Below are 13,172 nucleotides of genomic sequence, written 5' to 3'. Positions count from 1 at the left end.
TCCGGACGTTCGGGAAGTTTTCAGCTCGCCCGCCTCTTTGACGCCATCGAGAAGACGGCGTCAAAGAGGCGAGCGAGCAGATCCTTTCGGTCGCTGCCGCTGCTTAATTCTTCCCAGGACAATACCCTTCCCACATGCGCGATGATCGTGCTGCCCGAGAGACGGCGGAACTCGCGGATCAGCAGCGACAGGCGCAGCGTCATCGAAACCCGGCTGGCGAGATGGAAGAGCCGGCCGTTCTGGCCTTCGAAATAGATCGGCAGCGCGCTGGCGCGCGCCGCCTGGATGAGCTTGGCCGGGAACATCTTCCATGGCAGATCTTCGGCGCGGCCGAAACCCTTCTTGGCAGTGGCCACACCACTGGCCAGGAAAACCACGATCGTCGTCCCTTCCTTCAGCAGGCGAACGGCCTCGTGGCGGCTCTTCATATTCATCGCCATCGCTTCCTTGGTTTCCTCGAAAGAGATCGGCAGCGAGTAAGGCGCCATCTCCGGCACCTTCAGGAGATCGTTATGGATCAGCACTCGGAATGGACGGCCGAGCTGTTCGGCAAGCGCCAGCACCGCAATGCCGTCGCCGATGCCGAAAGGGTGATTGGCGACGATCACGATCGGTTCTTCCGGCAAGGGCGCAAGCGGCCAGTTGCCCTTCACATCGACCTCGACATTGATGAGGTCGAGCATCTTGCCGAAGACGCGGTCGCTCTTGCCGACGATATCGCTGCGCCAGATATCGTAGAGCCGCACATAGCGGTCGCGGCCGGAAAGGCCTTCTATGGATCGGATGAGCCAGCGCTTGAGGCGTGGATCCCGTTCGTTCGCGTAGGAAAGCTCTCTGAAGCGCACACGAATGCCTGTCGGGATGAAAACCCCGTCCCTATTTGTGGCGGCTATAAAATGTTGCATGTCAGATTTCTGACAGCGCCGGGCAGATCGCTGCCGGGCGCTGTCATTGTCCAAAAGGCAGCCTTCAGGCTGCCTTGGCCTTCTTTGCATCGAGCTTGCGACGGATATCGGGCGGTGTTGCCTCCAGGACAAGGCTTTCGATCGCCGATTCCAGCGACATAGAGGTTTGCTCCCGGCTGCCGAGGCGGCGGATATTGACCGTGCGCTCTTCCGCTTCCTTCTTGCCGCAGACGATGATGACGGGAACTTTCGTAACGGAATGTTCGCGGATCTTGTAATTGATCTTCTCGTTACGGAAGTCGGTCTCGACATGCAGCCCGGCTTCGCGCAGCGCATCCGCCACTTCCCGACCGTAGCCATCGGCTTCGGAAGTAATCGTCGCAACGACGACCTGCAGCGGCGAGACCCACAGCGGCAAATGGCCGGCGAAGTTCTCGATCAGGATTCCGAGGAAGCGTTCCATCGAGCCGCAAATGGCGCGATGGATCATCACCGGCTGCGTCTTTTCCGAATTGCTGTCGATATAGAAGGCGCCGAAGCGTTCCGGCAGGTTGAAGTCGACCTGCGTCGTGCCGCACTGCCACTCGCGCCCGATCGCGTCCTTCAGCGTATATTCGAACTTCGGCCCGTAGAAGGCGCCCTCGCCCGGCAGGATACCGGTCTTGATCCGTCCCTCGGACTGCGCCTCGATCGTCTTTAACACGTCGGTCATGACGGCTTCCGCCCGGTCCCACAGCGCATCGGTGCCGACGCGCTTGTCCGGACGGGTGGAGAGCTTGACGACGATTTCCTTGAAACCGAAGTCTTCATAGACTGACAGGATCAGGTCATTGATCTTCAGGCATTCGGCCGCCATCTGCTCGTCGGTGCAGAAGATGTGCGCGTCGTCCTGCGTGAAGCCGCGCACGCGCATCAGACCATGCAGCGCGCCCGAAGGCTCGTAGCGATGCACCAGGCCAAATTCGGCGAGACGGATCGGCAATTCGCGATAGGACTTCAGCCCGTGTTTGAAGATCTGCACATGGCCGGGGCAGTTCATCGGCTTCAGCGCAAAGACGCGGTTATCCGCTTCCTTGTCTTCGGGATGCGTCATCGCATGCGCCGATTTCACGGCGAACATGTTTTCCTGGTACCAGCCCCAGTGACCTGAGGTTTCCCAGAGCGCCGTGTCAAGCACCTGCGGCGCGTTGACTTCCTGATAGTCGATCTCAAGTCGCCGTCGCATGTAGGAGACGAGCGATTGGAAGATACGCCAGCCCTTGCCATGCCAGAAAACGACGCCCGGACCCTCTTCCTGGAAGTGGAACAGGTCCATTTCGCGGCCGAGCTTGCGGTGATCGCGCTTTTCAGCTTCCGCCAGCATGTGCAGGTAATTGTCGAGATCGGCCTGCTCGGCCCATGCCGTACCGTAGATGCGCGACAGCATGGCGTTGTTGCTGTCGCCACGCCAATAGGCGCCGGCAACCTTCATCAGCTTGAAGGCGCTGCCGATCTGGCCGGTCGAGGCCATGTGTGGGCCGCGGCAAAGGTCGAACCATTCGCCCTGATTGTAGATCTTCAGATCCTGCCCTTCGGGAATCGCATCGACGAGCTCGACCTTGTACTGCTCGCCCTTGGCGGCGAAGACTTCCTTGGCCTTCTCGCGCGACCAGATCTGTTTGGTGAAGGGCGCGTTCCGGGCAATGATCTCCTTCATCTTCTTTTCGATCTTCGGCAGATCGTCGGGCGTGAAAGGCTCGTTCTTGGCAAAGTCGTAATAGAAGCCGTTCTCAATAACAGGGCCGATCGTCACCTGCGTGCCGGGCCAGAGTTCCTGCACGGCTTCGGCCATCACGTGTGCTGCGTCATGCCTGATGAGCTCCAGCGCGCGCGGATCCTTGCGCGTGATGATCTCGATCTTGCCGTCGGTGACGGCGTCGGAAAGGTCGCGCACGGTGCCGTCAATCGCAATGGCGACGGCGCTCTTGGCAAGCGACTTGGAAATGGATTCGGCGACATCCCTGCCGGTCGCGCCAGCTGCGAAGCTGCGCATCGAACCATCAGGAAATGTCAGGGAAACGGATTGGGACATCGAAATTCTCCTTGTCCAGTCCCGCCAACGAATGCGGGTGGTTGAAACGGAAGCGTCATCCCATCAGGATGCGCTGCCGCCTGATACTGATATTTGGGATCTAAGTAAAGGAAAAGCCTATCTAAAGAACCATTTCAAAAAGGCCGCGCACGGTGTTCCAGTTGCGCAGCGTACCCACGCCCATGCGCTTAGTCGTAAGCGCCGAAAGCAACTTGGATTGGCTCGGCTTGCCGTGGAAGTCGATCCAAAGATCGCAGCCGACAAGCTTCATCCGCTGCCCTTCGGCAAGGAGCGGCTTCAGTGCTTCTACCTTGTCCGGGTCGATCGGCAGCCGGTTGACGCGCACGATTACCTGGTCGCCAACGCCGTCCTTGAAGGGATTGGCGCTGCAGAGCGCCATCCAGGTGCAGTCGCTGCGCACGATGATATCGACATGCTTGCCGAACTTTTCCTCAAAGGCCTCTTCCAGCTTCTCTTCGACTTCGTGCGGCCGCATCTCGTCTGCCTCGAAGACGAGATTGCCGGTCGAGACCAGCGTGCGCGGTTTGCGAAAGCCGAGCTCTTCGGCAAGCTTCCGCAAATCCTCCATGATCACGCGCCGCTCGGAGGTCAGAACGATGCTATGCAGGAGTGCGACAAAGGTACACACCTCATGCCTCCTTCCGTCCGATTGCAAAATAGCGCCAGGGCGTAAACCAGCGGAAACGGGATTCTAGCTTGTCGGGTACGCGGTCGAGCCCGCTCGTGCCGCCCGGACCGCACCGGCCAACGCGAAAAAGCGTCATCCAGCCGCCAGCCCAGAGCCCGTGGCGAGCGATGGCCTCATAGCCGTATTCGGAACAGGTCGGGATATGCCGGCAGGAATTGCCGATAAAGCCGGAAAGCGTCAGCTGATAGAGCCGGATGAGCCCCATACCGAAAAGGCGGTCAGGCGTCTTGCTGAACGGACCGGTGTAGTTGCGGGAAAATTTCTGCTGCCGCTGGGTGCGGGGCTTCGGTGTGGCGGCACCGCCCTCGTCTTGCTCTTCCTCACGCAGCAGACAGAATTCGCACATAGCTCACGCCTCGACGGCTTCAGCGCGTTTTGCCTCGACCTGGCTGATGGCGTCGACGACGGCGTCGAAGGTCAGCATGGTGGAGGCGTGGCGCGCCTTGTAATCACGCACGGGAAGGAGATAGCGCATCTCGGCGAACCGTCCATCCGGCCCTTCCCCATCCGCCTTCAGCATGGCGAGCATATCCTCGCGCGCCTTGCGCACTTCGTCTGATGTCGCGCCGACGACATGGCGGGCCATGATCGAGGAGGACGCCTGGCCGAGCGCACAGGCCTTCACGTCATGCGAAAAAGCGCTGATCGTATCGCCATCCATTTTCAGCCAGATGCGCACTTTCGAGCCGCAGAGCCTGGAATGTGCCTGGGCGCTCGCATCCGCGTCGTTAAGCGTGCCGGTCAAAGGGATATTGCCGGCAAATTCGAGGATTTTGCTGTTATAGATGTCGTCCATGACGGATTTGGCTCCAAGAACGCCTAAAAGAGACGCTAATTCCTATGTGATCGTCGTGTAAACAAAAAACACACAGTCAAACGACAGCATACTTACATACCAGGGTCGTCTTCCTATATGTATGTCGTTCGAGGGTCGTTGAAATGCAATGGCCCCGGATACTTTGATTGGGAAACCAATAAGTTTGCCGATTGAGTTTGATTGGGAAACCGTGCCGGAAGGGTTCGAGAAAGCGAGCCTGGAAAGCCCCGGAGCCTGCCAAAGGTGCAAGAATTCCCGCTTGGGGTACCAGTGGCTAGTCCGAAAAGGTCCGCGTTGCGGACCAGGAGACCATTGAATATGGACGCCATCGTCAAGAATTTTCCGCAGACCGTTCGTGAATCCGATCGCCCCTCCCAACAGGAGGCAGAGGACGCCGTTCGCGTCCTGCTGCGCTGGGCCGGCGACGATCCGTCGCGCGAGGGCCTGCTGGATACGCCTGCCCGTGTCGCTAAGTCCTATCGCGAGCTCTTCGCCGGTTATGAGATGAGCCCCGAAGACGTGCTCGGCCGGACCTTCGAGGAGGTTGCCGGTTACGACGACATGGTGCTGGTGAAGGATATTCCGTTCTTCTCGCATTGCGAACACCACATGGTGCCGATTATCGGCAAGGCGCATGTCGCCTATATGCCTGATGGGCGCGTTCTCGGCCTCTCCAAGATCGCCCGCGTCGTCGAGATTTACGGGCGCCGCCTGCAGACGCAGGAAACGATGACCTCGCAGATCGCCAAGGCCATCGACGAAACGCTGCGCCCGCGCGGTGTCGCAGTCATGATCGAGGCCGAGCATATGTGCATGGCCATGCGCGGCGTTCAGAAGCAGGGCTCGACCACATTGACGACAACCTTTACAGGGACGTTCAAGACCGAACCGGCCGATCAGGTGCGATTCATGACGATGGTACGGGGTCGTTAATATCGGCTCCCCGCAGGAAGGCCGCGATGAGTGAACTGATTTTCAATCAGCCGTCGGACGATAAATCCGAACTGGAGGATGCCGGCGATTTCACGCCGCATTTCGATGATCGCGGCCTGATCACAGCCATCGTCACCGATGCCGGCGACGGCGAATTGCTGATGGTCGCCCACATGAACGCCCAAGCTCTGGCGTTGACGATCCAGACCGGCATCGCCCACTATTTCAGCCGCTCGCGCGGCAAGATCTGGAAGAAGGGCGAAACTTCGGGCAACCTGCAGACCGTTAAGGAAATCCGCACCGATTGCGACCAGGACGCCATCTGGCTGAAGGTCGAGGTCGCCGGCCATGACGCGACTTGTCATACCGGTCGTCGCTCCTGTTTCTACCGCACCATCACCCTTGAAGATGGCAAGCCCATGCTGACCATCGTCGATGACGACCTGCATTTCGATCCCAAGGACGTTTACGGGAAATAGGCTAAATCTCGTCCGCCTGCCCCTTATTGCGACGCCGGACCCCTCTATATACAATTTGGAAAGGGTTCGGGGCGGTTAATGAGAACCCAAATGTTCTGCCGGGAGGAGGGAATCCCATGTTGGGCTGGAGTATGAATCGTCAAAGCTCCGACGGGGGTGGTTCTGGCTCGGCAGTGCGTGACGACACGCCCATTTCTCCTGTACTCACCGTTCCCGAAAAGAAAGCAAAGCTTGCCCTGGCGCTCGGCGGCGGCGCCGCCCGCGGCTGGGCGCATATCGGCGTGCTGCGTGCTCTCGACGAAGCAAGCATCGAGATCGGCATGATCGCAGGCACATCGATCGGAGCGCTCGTCGGCGGCTGCTATCTCGCCGGCAAGCTCGACGAGCTGGAAAATTTCGCCCGTTCCCTCACCATGCGCCGCATCGCGAGCCTTCTCGATCTGACGATCGGCGGCTCCGGCCTCTTCGGTGGCATGCGGCTCACTAAACGCATGCAGGAACATCTGGAAGGACTGACGATCGAGGATCTCGACCGGCCTTTCGTCGCCGTCGCGGCCGAGGTCAACACCGGGCACGAAGTCTGGATCGCCAACGGTTCGCTGATCACGGCAATACGTGCCTCCTACGCCCTGCCCGGCATCTTCGAGCCGGTGCGCAGCAATAACCGCACACTGGTCGACGGCGCGCTCGTCAATCCCGTGCCGGTTTCCGTCTGCCGAAGCTATGAGCAGCCGCTTGTCGTCGCCGTCAACCTCAACTATGACCTCTATGGCCGCTCCGCCGTGGTCCGCCACAATGCTAGCCTCTCGCCGGCCGAAGTGCAGCAGCAGAGGGAGGCGCCCTATGCCGCCAGGATGGGCATGACCGGTGTCATGGTACAGGCCTTCAACATCATTCAGGATCGTATCGCCCGAGCCCGCCTTGCCGGCGACCCGCCAGACATTTCGCTGCAGCCGCGCCTGTCGGATATCGGCCTGTCGGAGTTTCATCGTGCGGGGGAAGCCATCGAACGTGGCTATGAGGAAGCCCGGGCGAGGCTGCCCGAGCTGCAGCGTATGCAGGAACTCTACGCCAGGCATCCCTGACGCCTAAGCAATTCCAGTTCGCAGCAGCGTCCGGAATTGGTAGAACAACGGTCATTCAGCTCGCAATATAGGCCTTAATCTCTTCGGCCTCGCGCTCGACTTCGGCAATGCGCGACTTCACGACGTCGCCGATCGAAATAATGCCGGCAAGCTTGCCGTTGGTTTCTACGGGAACGTGGCGGAAGCGTTTGCTGGTCATCAGCTCCATGAGCTCGTTGACCGAGGTCTGCTCGTTGCAGCGCAGGACCTTCGAGGTCATGACGGAAGAAAGCGTCTGATCGAGCCCATCCTTGCCGGCCTTGGCGATGACATGTACGAGATCGCGCTCGGTGAACATGCCGGAAATCTTGTTTTCCATGCCGACGACGACGATCGCGCCGATCTTCTTCTTACTGAGAATCGCAGCCGCCTCCGAAACCGTGGTGTTCGGCCCTGCGGTGACGACGTCACGACCTTTCAGATCGAGTATTGCTTTGACGGAATTGGCCATATGGACCTCCTATGGCGAAAGTGAAACACTTCTCGGAAACACAGGCTCCGCGGCGGTCTCTCCTCCCATCGCGGAGGTCAATGGTGCACTTGTTGGATCATGATTGCAACTCGTCGTCGGGCAAAGGTTCTTCAAAATACTCCTCAGGCGGCTTCAGGTCGAAGAGCGCAAAAAGGAAGAAGCCGAAGACGAAACCGCCGATATGCGCATCCCAGGCAATCTCCTGGCTGCCGTCGCCGAGGAGCGGGATGCCGACGGCGATCAGAGCGTTGCCGACCAGCCAGAGCAGCGTGAAGATGATCACCGTGCGGTTCTGCATCGCCTGCAGCACCGACAGTCGCGGATTGAGATGCGCGGGGCGGACCATCTGCCGCCCGGAAGGGAAGGCAAAGCGGCAGGCTGCACCCATCAGACCCGAGACTACACCCGATGCACCGATGAGCAGCCCTTCGCTGCCCCAGTTCAGGGCCGCATGGAGCGCCGCCGAGGCGACGGCGGAAAGAATCCAAAAAATGATAAAGCGGAACGTTCCGATCCGGCGTACGACCGGCGCGCCAAAGGCCATCAGCCACAGGCTGTTGAAGACGATATGCTCAATGCTTCCATGCAGCAATGAATAGGTGACCGGCGTCCAGTAGAGCTGCGGCCCCTGCTCCGCAAGCGAAACGGCATAGCGCAGCGGAATGAAGCCGAAGTTGAACAGAAACCAGGAAAGCCAGTCGGGAGACAGTAGCGACTGCCCGGTGTAGATCAAGACCAACAGCAGCAGCGTGGCAAGCAGCGTTGACGGAAGATTGAAGACCGGCTGGCGCGGCGGCCGGGCCGGCGGTTCGGGCTGGGAAGGCTGGAATGCCTGTTCAGGCCCGGACGTCTGTTCGTTCATGCTCTCATCGCCTCGTTGCAGGCCACAGCCATACAGGAGCCGACATCAAAAAAAAAGAAGCCGTCCGGAACTGGCCGGACGGCTTGCCAGGGCTCCCCGAAGGATGACCCCTCCCCTGGCAGTCTTTGTGCAGAACTTCACTGTTCGAAGTGATGGACAGACGGTCTCATGATCGGCCCCAGCGCTCAAGCGAAACCCTTTCTTAACCTTAACTCGCCGGATTTGGCATGAAATCCGCAAGGTAGAAGGTGAAGGGGCGAAAACCGCACCCTAATGAACCGAAATGAGACACTGCCATGCGCCTTCAGATCACGATCGACATATTCGACTACTGGAATGCTCTGCGCGGCGGGCGGGATGCGCCGCTGAAATCGCAAATCGAACCCGGCGCGATCCCTCACCTCCTGGCGAGCCTCTTCATACTGGAGACCGGCGAAGACCGGCATATCCGCTTCCGTCTCGCCGGCACCAAGATCTGCGATCTCTTCGGCCGCGATCTGCGCGGCGAGCGCTTTTCCACCCTCTGGGCCAATGGCCAGCACGAAGATATCGAAAAGACGGCACAGGGCGTGATGGCTCATGCGATCCCGACGCTTTTCAACGCGACTGGCTACAGCATCGCCGGCCATGATGCGATCTTCGAGATTATCATGATGCCGCTCCGTTCGCCGGAAGCCGGCTGCGACCGGCTGCTTGGCGCCATCGCGCCTGCCGCTGCTGCAAGCTGGCTGGAGATCGTGCCGCTGGAGTTTCTCGCTCTCGACCGCAGCCGGCTGCTGCATGACAAGTTCGGTCGTGCGGCCCAGGCCGAGCCGCGTCGTCCTGCCGAGGTCGCCGCTGAAAAACAGGCCACGTTCGGCCGGTCCATGCTGCGTGCCATGTCGCATTTCCTGCATGGGGCAGCAGCCCGCTGACCGTCGCATTTTGGGTCGCCGCCCATAATACTTTAGGGTTACGGGCGGGTCGTTCCCACAACCTTCTGTTAATGGATTGCGGGTAAGGATTAGACCCAGCGATTTCATGAAGAAGCCCTTTGATGCACTCGTTCCAGCCCGCTCAGACGCACCGACCTGCGCCGCGCCCTGAACAGGGAGTGTTCCAGCGCGTGCCCATCAACATGCAGGGCCGGCTGATGCTTGCGAATTACGAAGAATTCGAGTGCATGGTGATCGATATGTCGCCCGGCGACATGTATGTCACCTGCGCTGGCCGCCCGCGCGCCAATGAACGCGTCGTCGCCTACATCGATCATCTCGGCCGCGTCGAAGGCCACGTGCAGATGGTCGATATGCGCGGTTTCACCATGTCGATCAACGCCACCGAGCGCAAGCGCGAGAAGCTCGCGGCCCAGCTCACCTGGCTTGCCAACAAACACGAGCTCGGCCTGCCGGAAGATCGCCGTCATGATCGTCTGACCCCGCGCGAGACCAAGACCGAACTCACGCTAGACGACGATACGCGCTACATCTGCCGTATCATGGATCTTTCGCTCTCGGGCGCCGCCGTCGATTGCGAAGTGCGCCCGCCGCTTGGTACGCCCGTTCGTCTCGGCAACATGCGCGGTCGCGTCGTCCGCCATTTCTCGGAAGGTGTTGCGATCGAGTTCCTGTCGGTCCAGTCGCGCGAGACACTCCGCGAATTTCTCTGAAGCAATTCCAGCAAAAGTGTGCAGCGGTTTTGGGTCCGGTTCGGGCCTGTCAGCCTATGCGGCACGAATGTCGTGGAATTCCATGTCCGTCATCTATCCGTCGCAGATTTGAAGGATACAGCTCGCCTCAACAAAGGTCACGGTCATGTCAGTCCTGTTTCCGGAAATCGAACCTTATGAACACGGCCTGCTCGATACAGGCGACGGCAACCTTATCTATTGGGAGGCTTGCGGCAATCCGGTAGGCAAGCCCGCGCTCGTCGTGCATGGCGGACCGGGTTCAGGCTGCTCGACGACAGCACGGCGCTATTTCGATCCCTCGGTCTACCGCATCATCCTCTTCGATCAGCGCAACTGCGGACGCAGCCTGCCCAATGCCGCCGACGCCACGACTGACCTCTCCCGTAACACGACTGCCCATCTGATCGAGGATATAGAGAGGCTGCGCAGCATCTTCGGCGTGGAAAAGTGGACGATCTTCGGAAATTCCTGGGGCTCGACGCTGGCGCTCGCCTATGCGCAAACCCACCCCGCCTATGTCAACGGCATCGTCATTGCTGGCGTTACGACGACGCGCCGCTCTGAAATCGACTGGCTCTATCGCGGCATGGCGCCGCTCTTCCCCGAGGAATGGCACCGGTTCGGCGAGGCGCTGCCGCCGGAGATTCGCAATATGGACCGTATTAGCGCCTATCATCATCTGCTCAACGATCCAGAAGAGCAGGTGCGGCTGCAGGCAGCGCGGGACTGGCATGAATGGGAAGCGGCCACGATTCTGCTTGCAGATCCCGCCGGCCTGCCGCGTCGCTGGTCCGATCCGCGGTACCTTCTGATGCGCGCGCGTATCATCACCCACTATTTTCGTAAGGGCGCGTGGCTGGAAGACGGCATCCTCCTGAAAAATGCCCCTCGCCTCGCGGGCATTCCGGGAATCCTCATCCACGGGCGTTTCGATATGGAAGCGCCGCTTGTCACCGCCTGGGAACTTGCCCGCGCATGGCCCGGTGTCGAACTTGTGGTGCTGCCGAAGGCGGCGCATTCCACCGGAAACGTCGATATTGCCGCCGCGATCGTCTCAGCGACGAACAAATTTCGTGACCTCTGACGAATTATTTTTTCGGCCGCAAATTCGGACCTGAGCCATAATCGGCTTTTGGAGCAGCGATTCCGCCCTTTTATGAGCCGCAGTCCTACTTGCGCCAACTGCCATTCCCACCAGAGGCGGCTGCAGAAATTTATCCGGCTTATCGAAAACCGTTAACAGCCTGTCCGCTTTTCGGCCATTTCCCGTCCAAAAGCCTTTTTCACAAAGCTCCAATTTTAATCAAATTTGCGACGAAAGCGGTTTTAATTTTAGTCGTATTCGAGATGGATTTGATTCAAGTTCTCTGCGTATTTGAATCAACTAAGCCTTTAATTTGATTGCGTAATTTTGCGTGAGATAAAAATGTCCGTGTCATTGTCGTCCTCATAACGGGGAGACGATAATGTCAATTCGAAATCTACTGAAAGGCGGCCTTCTGGCTGTTGGCATGACAGTGGCAATGGCGGGCGCAGGACAGGCAGCCTCCGCCAGCATGACGCTTGCAGGCAACGCGAGCCCGCCGATCGGGCACTATGAATTCTGCCAGGCCAATCCGAGTGAATGTGCCTATGCCGGCGGCGATGCCGGCCCGGCGATCCTGACCGAGGATCGCTGGAAGGAAATTCTCAAAATCAACTACACCGTCAACTCCACCATCCAACCGATGACGGACAAGGAGATCTACGGTGTCGAGGAGCGTTGGGCCTATCCGCGCACAGTCGGTGACTGCGAGGATTTCGCTCTCTTGAAGCGCAAGATGCTGATCGATGCCGGCCTCTCACCGTCCGATACGCTGATAACGGTCGTGCTGCAGCCGAATGGCGAAGGCCACGCCGTGCTGACGGTGCGCACCGACCATGGCGACTTCATTCTCGACAACATGCGCAACAAGGTGCTGCTGTGGTCGGATACCGAATATACATACCTGAAGCGCCAGTCCGCTGACGATCCGGCTCGCTGGACGAAGCTGCAGGACGGCCGCGCCGTCGCTGTGGGCAGTGTGAAGTAACAGGCATACCGGCCCCGGTCAGTCCCCGCATCCCCGTCCCGACCGGCGCCCAGAGCCGTTCCCGCTGTCCCGGGAACGGCTCGCTTCTTTTGTGGCACTCCCTTTTGGCGCGCCTGCCTCCATCCTGACGCACGCGCTCTACTCTATGAAACCGCAATCGGGCCGATGCTTGGTTGAGTTAACGGCTCGTTAACCCTCGCTGTCCCATCATCTCCTTGAGATTCATCACCGGCACCGACGACTCGTGTTCTCTTACGGCGGCCCGACATCCGAGGACGACGATGAGCCATTCCGCCGCGGGCCATCCTGGCGAGCAGCCTCTTGTTTCGACCCGCTTCCTGGTCCGCGTCACGGCGACGATTGCGGTCTTGGCGCTGCTGACGGTGGCGATCAGCATTGCCGGCCGCTGGTTCGGCCGTCACATTTCGCTTGCTGGCAATACGGAAAGCAATGCCGGAATCACGCTCACCATCGGCCGCGACACCATTGCCCTGCCCGCCAATACGATTCGCTTCCCCAGCGAACGTCATGACGGTGCCGCCGAACGGGTCGATCTCTATCTCACCTGGCCGGAACTGCATGGCTACAGCAAGCAAACGCGCCAGCGCTTCGACGACATTGCCCAGTCGTCAGGCCTGATTTTCCTGCAGATCACCCAAGGCACGATGTCGCGGGACATGTCGGGTCGGCTGGAGCCGATCTATTCGCATCTGATGGATGGTGCCTCCGAACCCTTTGCGCATGGCCTGACGCTGCTCCGCCTTCGTGCGGACGCCGGTTACAACGGCGAAGTTCTGCTGACCGCGCCGCGCGAAGGAAGGGCCGATTATGTCGTGCGCTGCGTCCTGCCCTCGTCTGCAGAAATGGCAACCAGCGGCGATTGCCAGCGCGATATCAAGGTCGGCAAGGATTTAAGTGTGCTTTACCGGTTCTCAAGCCGTCATTTGGCCGACTGGGACCATATTGATGCCGCGATCAGGACCTTTGTGGAAACCCGGCTCGTGAGCCGGTCTGCAACACTCCGCTAAAATCCCCGCAAATGTCTGAAGAAACGATTCA

15 protein-coding genes are annotated in these 13,172 nt (G+C 59.6%); 8 read left to right on the top strand and 7 right to left on the bottom strand.

Annotated features, from left to right (window positions below):
* Window positions 1-20 precede the first annotated feature (20 nt).
* From FHT92_RS26590 to FHT92_RS26570, 5 genes are all read right to left on the bottom strand, one after another.
* Window positions 21-845: a lysophospholipid acyltransferase family protein gene (locus FHT92_RS26590; RefSeq protein WP_183830985.1), complete on the bottom strand. Its 825-nt coding sequence runs from the start codon at window positions 843-845 to the stop codon at window positions 21-23.
* A gap of 124 nt (window positions 846-969) precedes the next feature.
* Window positions 970-2,976 (bottom strand): threonine--tRNA ligase, encoded by a 2,007-nt coding sequence (gene thrS / locus FHT92_RS26585; RefSeq protein ID WP_183830900.1) that lies wholly within the window; start codon window positions 2,974-2,976, stop codon window positions 970-972.
* Between the two features lie 121 nt (window positions 2,977-3,097).
* Window positions 3,098-3,625: a DUF1697 domain-containing protein gene (locus tag FHT92_RS26580; RefSeq protein WP_183747117.1), complete on the bottom strand. Its 528-nt coding sequence runs from the start codon at window positions 3,623-3,625 to the stop codon at window positions 3,098-3,100.
* Window position 3,626: 1 nt separating this feature from the next.
* Window positions 3,627-4,031: a membrane protein insertion efficiency factor YidD gene (yidD, locus tag FHT92_RS26575; protein WP_183830899.1), complete on the bottom strand. Its 405-nt coding sequence runs from the start codon at window positions 4,029-4,031 to the stop codon at window positions 3,627-3,629.
* Between the two features lie 3 nt (window positions 4,032-4,034).
* On the bottom strand, window positions 4,035-4,481 hold the full coding sequence (locus tag FHT92_RS26570) for an iron-sulfur cluster assembly scaffold protein (RefSeq protein WP_183830897.1): 447 nt from the start codon (window positions 4,479-4,481) through the stop codon (window positions 4,035-4,037).
* 339 nt (window positions 4,482-4,820) lie between these two features.
* Between FHT92_RS26570 and folE the strand changes: the two genes are divergently transcribed.
* The 3 genes from folE (at window position 4,821) to FHT92_RS26555 (ending at window position 6,999) form a co-directional block, all read left to right on the top strand.
* A complete protein-coding gene (gene folE, locus FHT92_RS26565; RefSeq protein ID WP_183747109.1) occupies window positions 4,821-5,435 on the top strand; it encodes a GTP cyclohydrolase I FolE in 615 nt (204 codons plus the stop codon).
* 26 nt (window positions 5,436-5,461) lie between these two features.
* Window positions 5,462-5,914 carry a phosphoribosyl-AMP cyclohydrolase gene (gene hisI, locus FHT92_RS26560; protein WP_183747107.1) on the top strand — a complete coding sequence of 151 codons (453 nt, stop codon included), beginning with the start codon at window positions 5,462-5,464 and terminating at the stop codon, window positions 5,912-5,914.
* A 116-nt stretch (window positions 5,915-6,030) separates the two neighbouring features.
* The gene (locus FHT92_RS26555; protein WP_183830895.1) at window positions 6,031-6,999 is read left to right on the top strand and encodes a patatin-like phospholipase family protein; all 969 of its coding nucleotides are present in this window, start codon (window positions 6,031-6,033) and stop codon (window positions 6,997-6,999) included.
* Window positions 7,000-7,054: 55 nt separating this feature from the next.
* On the opposite strand, the gene FHT92_RS26550 is transcribed toward FHT92_RS26555, so the two are convergent.
* Complete coding sequence (locus tag FHT92_RS26550) at window positions 7,055-7,489, bottom strand: CBS domain-containing protein (protein WP_183747104.1); 435 nt, start codon at window positions 7,487-7,489, stop codon at window positions 7,055-7,057.
* Between the two features lie 97 nt (window positions 7,490-7,586).
* Window positions 7,587-8,372: a rhomboid family intramembrane serine protease gene (locus FHT92_RS26545; protein ID WP_183830893.1), complete on the bottom strand. Its 786-nt coding sequence runs from the start codon at window positions 8,370-8,372 to the stop codon at window positions 7,587-7,589.
* A gap of 296 nt (window positions 8,373-8,668) precedes the next feature.
* Between FHT92_RS26545 and FHT92_RS26540 the strand changes: the two genes are divergently transcribed.
* From FHT92_RS26540 to FHT92_RS26520, 5 genes are all read left to right on the top strand, one after another.
* A complete protein-coding gene (locus tag FHT92_RS26540; RefSeq protein WP_183747102.1) occupies window positions 8,669-9,286 on the top strand; it encodes a PAS domain-containing protein in 618 nt (205 codons plus the stop codon).
* Window positions 9,287-9,408: 122 nt separating this feature from the next.
* Window positions 9,409-10,020, top strand: coding sequence for a PilZ domain-containing protein (locus FHT92_RS26535; protein ID WP_183830891.1), 612 nt, complete (start codon window positions 9,409-9,411; stop codon window positions 10,018-10,020).
* A gap of 145 nt (window positions 10,021-10,165) precedes the next feature.
* Window positions 10,166-11,125, top strand: a complete 960-nt coding sequence (gene pip, locus FHT92_RS26530) for a prolyl aminopeptidase (protein WP_183830889.1) — start codon at window positions 10,166-10,168, stop codon at window positions 11,123-11,125.
* Between the two features lie 382 nt (window positions 11,126-11,507).
* A complete protein-coding gene (locus FHT92_RS26525) occupies window positions 11,508-12,113 on the top strand; it encodes a transglutaminase-like cysteine peptidase (protein WP_183830887.1) in 606 nt (201 codons plus the stop codon).
* A gap of 281 nt (window positions 12,114-12,394) precedes the next feature.
* Entirely contained in the window at window positions 12,395-13,141 is a 747-nt protein-coding gene (locus tag FHT92_RS26520; protein ID WP_183830885.1) for a hypothetical protein, read from the top strand.
* The last annotated feature ends 31 nt before the right edge of the window (window positions 13,142-13,172 follow it).

Source organism: Rhizobium sp. BK377 (genome assembly GCF_014193935.1).
Lineage (GTDB): Bacteria > Pseudomonadota > Alphaproteobacteria > Rhizobiales > Rhizobiaceae > Rhizobium.
The sequence above is the reverse complement of the archived record's forward strand: the minus strand, read 5'-3'. Positions and strand labels throughout refer to the sequence as shown.

What these genes read in the sequence shown, in the direction of transcription:
- FHT92_RS26555 (WP_183830895.1), top strand. Translation starts at nt 6,031, where the DNA reads ATGTTGGGCTGGAGTATGAATCGTCAAAGCTCCGACGGGGGTGGTTCT.
- FHT92_RS26540 (WP_183747102.1), top strand. Translation starts at nt 8,669, where the DNA reads ATGCGCCTTCAGATCACGATCGACATATTCGACTACTGGAATGCTCTG.
- thrS (WP_183830900.1), bottom strand. Translation starts at nt 2,976, where the DNA reads ATGTCCCAATCCGTTTCCCTGACATTTCCTGATGGTTCGATGCGCAGC.
- pip (WP_183830889.1), top strand. Translation starts at nt 10,166, where the DNA reads ATGTCAGTCCTGTTTCCGGAAATCGAACCTTATGAACACGGCCTGCTC.
- FHT92_RS26545 (WP_183830893.1), bottom strand. Translation starts at nt 8,372, where the DNA reads ATGAACGAACAGACGTCCGGGCCTGAACAGGCATTCCAGCCTTCCCAG.
- FHT92_RS26535 (WP_183830891.1), top strand. Translation starts at nt 9,409, where the DNA reads ATGCACTCGTTCCAGCCCGCTCAGACGCACCGACCTGCGCCGCGCCCT.
- FHT92_RS26525 (WP_183830887.1), top strand. Translation starts at nt 11,508, where the DNA reads ATGTCAATTCGAAATCTACTGAAAGGCGGCCTTCTGGCTGTTGGCATG.
- FHT92_RS26550 (WP_183747104.1), bottom strand. Translation starts at nt 7,489, where the DNA reads ATGGCCAATTCCGTCAAAGCAATACTCGATCTGAAAGGTCGTGACGTC.
- FHT92_RS26570 (WP_183830897.1), bottom strand. Translation starts at nt 4,481, where the DNA reads ATGGACGACATCTATAACAGCAAAATCCTCGAATTTGCCGGCAATATC.
- yidD (WP_183830899.1), bottom strand. Translation starts at nt 4,031, where the DNA reads ATGTGCGAATTCTGTCTGCTGCGTGAGGAAGAGCAAGACGAGGGCGGT.
- FHT92_RS26520 (WP_183830885.1), top strand. Translation starts at nt 12,395, where the DNA reads ATGAGCCATTCCGCCGCGGGCCATCCTGGCGAGCAGCCTCTTGTTTCG.
- hisI (WP_183747107.1), top strand. Translation starts at nt 5,462, where the DNA reads ATGAGTGAACTGATTTTCAATCAGCCGTCGGACGATAAATCCGAACTG.
- folE (WP_183747109.1), top strand. Translation starts at nt 4,821, where the DNA reads ATGGACGCCATCGTCAAGAATTTTCCGCAGACCGTTCGTGAATCCGAT.